The organism is Longimicrobium sp., from assembly GCF_036387355.1.
Taxonomy (GTDB): Bacteria; Gemmatimonadota; Gemmatimonadetes; order Longimicrobiales; family Longimicrobiaceae; genus Longimicrobium.
Window position 1 is genome coordinate 1 of record NZ_DASVTX010000031.1, and the last position, 4,196, is coordinate 4,196.

A 4,196-nucleotide genomic window follows, 5' to 3' on the forward strand; every position below is an offset into this window, starting at 1 on the left:
CAGCACGCGGGGTGAGGGCCACAGCCCGCGGCCGCGCGAACTTCGTACCCACCGCCCGTGTCCCAGGCCCGCCGCGCCTTCCTCGAACGACGCGGCCCGCACGCACCGCCGTGATGGGTAGAATGACGGATTACCGACACCGCGCGAGCTCGCAATCTTCCCTCGACCGCTTTTTCGCGCACGACCATCACGCACCCCGACCCGACCTCATGCGCAGCCGGATTCTGCTTGCCTTCATGGCGGCCTTCCTGTCCTTTGCGGCCCAACCCGCGCACGCCCAGTCCGTCCGCATGACGGGCATCTCGCCCGCGGACAGCGCGGCGCTCATTCAGCTCGCCGCGGCGGCGGACGCGGAGTGGAATGCGGCGGACGCGGACGGCCTGGCCGCGCTCTGGGCCCCGGACGGGCACAACCGCATCATCGGCGCGGACGCGGACCTGCGCGGCCGGGAGGCGATCCAGCGCTACTTCGCCGCGTCGTTCGCCAACCGCCCCGCCGGAATGCGCCACCGCACGCTCGTGGAAGAAGCGGTGATGATCGCGCCGGGCGTGGCGGCGGTGGACGGGCAGGTATGGGTGGAGCGCGAGGGATCGGCGGCGCCGCTACGGCACTTCATCATGCATGCGATCGCGGTGCGCACGCCGGAGGGATGGCGGATGCGGATGAACCGCGTGCACCTGGTCCCCGCCGCGCCGGCGACGGCCAGCCGGTAGGCGGACGCCCACGGCTGGAAAGCGGGCCCGGTCGCGACGACCGGGCCCGCTGTTTACGCCATCAGCCGGCCACCGCGGAACACCCGCAGGCCCAGGCTGCCGCCGTGCAGCAGCAGCCGTGCGTCGCGTGCCCCAAAGGTGCGCATCAGGTCCTGCATCATCGGCTCCTCACCGGTCCACGGGTAGCCGTACACTACGTCGAAGTCGTCCAGCGCGCGGCCCAGTTCCGGGTACGCCGAGTCGCCCGTGCCGATTGTGCCGATGCGGGCGTCGCCGCCGCCGCGCGGGCGCCACCGGTAGCTGTTGGGCAGAAAGCTTCCCGCCACGAACGTCGCCTTGCTTCCGTGCCGCGCCGCGAGCCCGCGCGCGATCTCCACCAGGCTGGCGTCCAGCTCGATGCCGTACGCCTCGAACCCCAGCATGTCGGCCATGATGGTGATGACCCCCGTGGCCGAACCCCACTCCAGGAACCGCTGGCCGGGGGCGCGCAGCGGAAGCAGCGCGCGCAGCACCTTTTCGTAATCCGCCGCCACGAACGGGTGAAAGTCCTGCGAGCGCACTTCCAGGTCGAACTTTTCCCAGATCTGCCAGCCCTCGTCGATCAGCGCGGCCAGCCGGGTGCGCGTTTCGTCGTCCAGCCCGGGCATGTTCGCGATCGAGTGCAGCCCCTCATCTACCTCCGGCGCTTTCGGAATCTTTCCCATCCCCGTGGTCGTCTGGTGCGCGAAAGCCTGCTCTGGTCCGCCCCGGAGTGCGAGCGCCGACAGGGAGCCTGCACAACGCGGTCCGAAGCGGACGACGCGGGGCGCCTTCGCGGGGAACTGCTTCACATGCAGAGGATGCGAGGGGGGCGGAGGTCGCGGGAAAACGGCATCAGAAGAGCTTCACGCAGAGACGCGGAGACGCGGAGCGGAAGATCGAAACGCAAAGACGTGATCATCTTCTCTCCGTGTTTCCTTTTCTCTGTGCCTCTGTAGTCTCTGTTAGAGATTGCCGTTGCCCTTCCTCCGTGAACCTCCGTGCCACCTCCGTGACCTCCGTGAGAGACGAGGTTGACGGACTCTGATGCCGGCGGGTTGTCCGCCGGAACCGCGAGGCCTATACTCGCCCCCATCACCCAATCCACCAACGCACATCAGGACCAGCGTGGCAGCACGCCGCCTTCCCCGCATCGCCATCACCCTGGGCGACCCGCGCGGCATCGGCCCGGAGGTGACGGCCGGCGCGCTCGCCGACCCGGAGATCGCCGGCGCGGCGGAGTACGTGCTCGTGGGTCCGGAATCGCTCCTGCGCCCGGGGAAGAACGACGTGTCCGCGGGCGCGTGGTCCCCGGACCAGGGCGCGGCGGCGGCCGGGCGCGTCGCGGGCGAGGCCATCCGCATCGCCGTCGGGATGGCGATGGACGGCACCGTGGACGCGCTCGTCACGGCGCCCATTGAAAAGAACGCCTTTCGCGCCGGCGGATTTCACTATCCCGGCCATACCGAAATGCTGGGCGAGCTGTCCGGCGCCGCGGAGGTGGTGATGATGATGGCCGCGGAGCGCACCGCGCTGGGCGGCCCCCTGCGCGTCGTCCTCGCCACCACGCACCTGGCCCTGCGCGACGTTCCCGCCGCGCTCTCCGCCGATCTGCTCGTCCATCAGGCCACCATCACGGCCCATGCGCTCCAGCGGCAGTGGGGGATTCAAACGCCGCGCGTGGCGCTCTGCGCCGTCAATCCGCACGCGTCGGACGGCGGGCTGTTCGGCGACGAGGAAGCGCGCATCGTCCATCCCGCGCTCGAACGGCTGAGATCGGCCGGGGTGGACGCGTACGGGCCCATTCCCGCGGACACCGTGTTCACCCGCGCCGTCCGCGGCGAGTTCGACGCCGTCATTGCGCCCTACCACGACGTGGGGATGGCGGCGTTCAAGACCGCGGCGTTCGGGGCGGGGGTCAACGTCACGCTGGGGCTGCCCTTTCCGCGCACCTCGCCGGACCACGGCACCGCGTTGGACATCGCCGGCACCGGCCGTGCCGATCCCTCGTCCATGAAGGAAGCCGTGCGCCTCGCCCTGCGCCTCGCGCGCTTTTGACAGCGGGGCCGCCACGGACTAAATTGTTCCTCTCTCCGCGCTTGCATTCAGTGCGACCTCCTCTCCCGCGGAAGTTTCTCGCGTGATCAGGCTAACCTCCGTATACAAGGAGTATCCGCGCTCCGGCACGGCACTCCGTGACGTCACCCTGAACGTGGGCAAGGGTGAGCTCGTGTTCCTGACCGGCCATTCCGGCGCGGGCAAGAGCACCGTCATGCGCCTGCTTCAGATGGCGGACCTCCCCTCGGGCGGCGAGGTGCGCGTCTCCGGCTTCAGCTCCAAGCTCATCCGCCGGCGCGAAATCCCCCTGCTTCGCCGCAAGATCGGCGTGGTGTTCCAGGACTTCCGCCTGCTGCGCGACCGCACGGCCGAAGAGAACGTGGCCTTCGCCCTGGAGGTCACCGGCACCAAGCGCGCCCTCATCGGCCCGCGGGTCAACAAGCTGCTCACGCAGGTGGGGCTGGCGCACAAGGCCCGCGCCTACCCCGACGAGCTGTCCGGCGGCGAGCGCCAGCGCGTGGCCGTGGCCCGCGCGCTGGCCAACGAGCCGCTGGTGCTGCTGGCGGACGAGCCCACCGGCAACCTGGACGAGTGGGCGGCCAAGGGCGTGTTCGAGCTGTTCCGGGAAATCAACGCCATGGGAATGACCATTCTGATGGCCACCCACGACCTGGACCTGGTGCGCGCCCACCCCGAGTACCGCGTGGTGGAGCTGGCCCAGGGCTCCGTGGTCTACGATTCGGCCGCCGCGTCGGTCGAGGCGGGGAGCGCCTGATGCCGTACGCACTCCGCGAGGCGCTCAGCGCCATCCGGCGCACGCCGCTGCTCACGCTCCTGTCCGTCTTCGCCATCGCCTTCGCCCTGTTCGTCATCGGCCTGTTCGGGCTCACGGCGTTCAACATCCGCCGCGCCATCGAGCAGGTGGAGGAGAAGGTGGAGATCGTCGCCTACCTGACGGACGCCACGACGGACGCGCAGCTCAAGCAGGCGCAGTCGGAGCTGGCCGCCATCCCCGAGGTGGAGCGGGTGCAGTACGTCACCAAGACGGAAGCGCTCGCCACGGCCATGGCGGAAATGGAGGAGTTCCGCGACGTCTTCAGCGACCTGGAGCAGAACCCGCTTCCCGCCTCGCTGGAAGTGCGGATGAAGCCCGGCAACCGCGGCCCCGCCCAGGTGGAGCGCGTGGCCAAGCGCATTCAGGCGTACTCCTTCGTGGAAGACGTCCGCTTCGGGCGCGACTGGCTGGCGGCCATCTTCACCATCCGGCGCATCGCCGCCGGCGTGGCGATGGTGATTGGCGGGGCGTTCGCCATCGTCGCCGCCATCGTGATCGCCACCGCCGTGCGCATCACCGTCTTCGCGCGGCGCGAGGAGATCAGCATCATGCGGCTGGTGGGCGCCACGGAC

At 69.9% G+C, this 4,196-nt stretch carries 5 protein-coding genes; 4 read left to right on the plus strand and 1 reads right to left on the minus strand.

What is annotated here, in order from left to right; translation table 11 throughout:
- Positions 1-209 precede the first annotated feature (209 nt).
- Positions 210-713 (plus strand): SgcJ/EcaC family oxidoreductase, encoded by a 504-nt coding sequence (locus VF665_RS01500; RefSeq protein ID WP_331051628.1) that lies wholly within the window; start codon positions 210-212, stop codon positions 711-713.
- Positions 714-766: 53 nt separating this feature from the next.
- Here VF665_RS01500 and VF665_RS01505 read toward each other — a convergent pair whose 3' ends face one another.
- Positions 767-1,417 (minus strand): hypothetical protein, encoded by a 651-nt coding sequence (locus VF665_RS01505; protein ID WP_331051629.1) that lies wholly within the window; start codon positions 1,415-1,417, stop codon positions 767-769.
- Between the two features lie 442 nt (positions 1,418-1,859).
- On the opposite strand from VF665_RS01505, the gene pdxA reads away from it, so the two are divergent.
- From pdxA to VF665_RS01520, 3 genes are all read left to right on the plus strand, one after another.
- A complete protein-coding gene (pdxA, locus tag VF665_RS01510; RefSeq protein WP_331051630.1) occupies positions 1,860-2,789 on the plus strand; it encodes a 4-hydroxythreonine-4-phosphate dehydrogenase PdxA in 930 nt (309 codons plus the stop codon).
- Between the two features lie 82 nt (positions 2,790-2,871).
- On the plus strand, positions 2,872-3,564 hold the full coding sequence (ftsE, locus tag VF665_RS01515) for a cell division ATP-binding protein FtsE (RefSeq protein ID WP_331051631.1): 693 nt from the start codon (positions 2,872-2,874) through the stop codon (positions 3,562-3,564).
- Positions 3,564-4,196, plus strand: a 633-nt coding sequence (locus tag VF665_RS01520; protein ID WP_331051632.1) for a cell division protein FtsX, incomplete at its 3' end; no start/stop codon positions are given. The genes ftsE and VF665_RS01520, both read left to right, overlap by 1 nt.

Excerpts from the sequence above, each read along its gene's own strand:
- VF665_RS01505 (WP_331051629.1), bottom strand. The coding sequence starts at position 1,417 with ATGGGAAAGATTCCGAAAGCGCCGGAGGTAGATGAGGGGCTGCACTCG.
- VF665_RS01500 (WP_331051628.1), top strand. The coding sequence starts at position 210 with ATGCGCAGCCGGATTCTGCTTGCCTTCATGGCGGCCTTCCTGTCCTTT.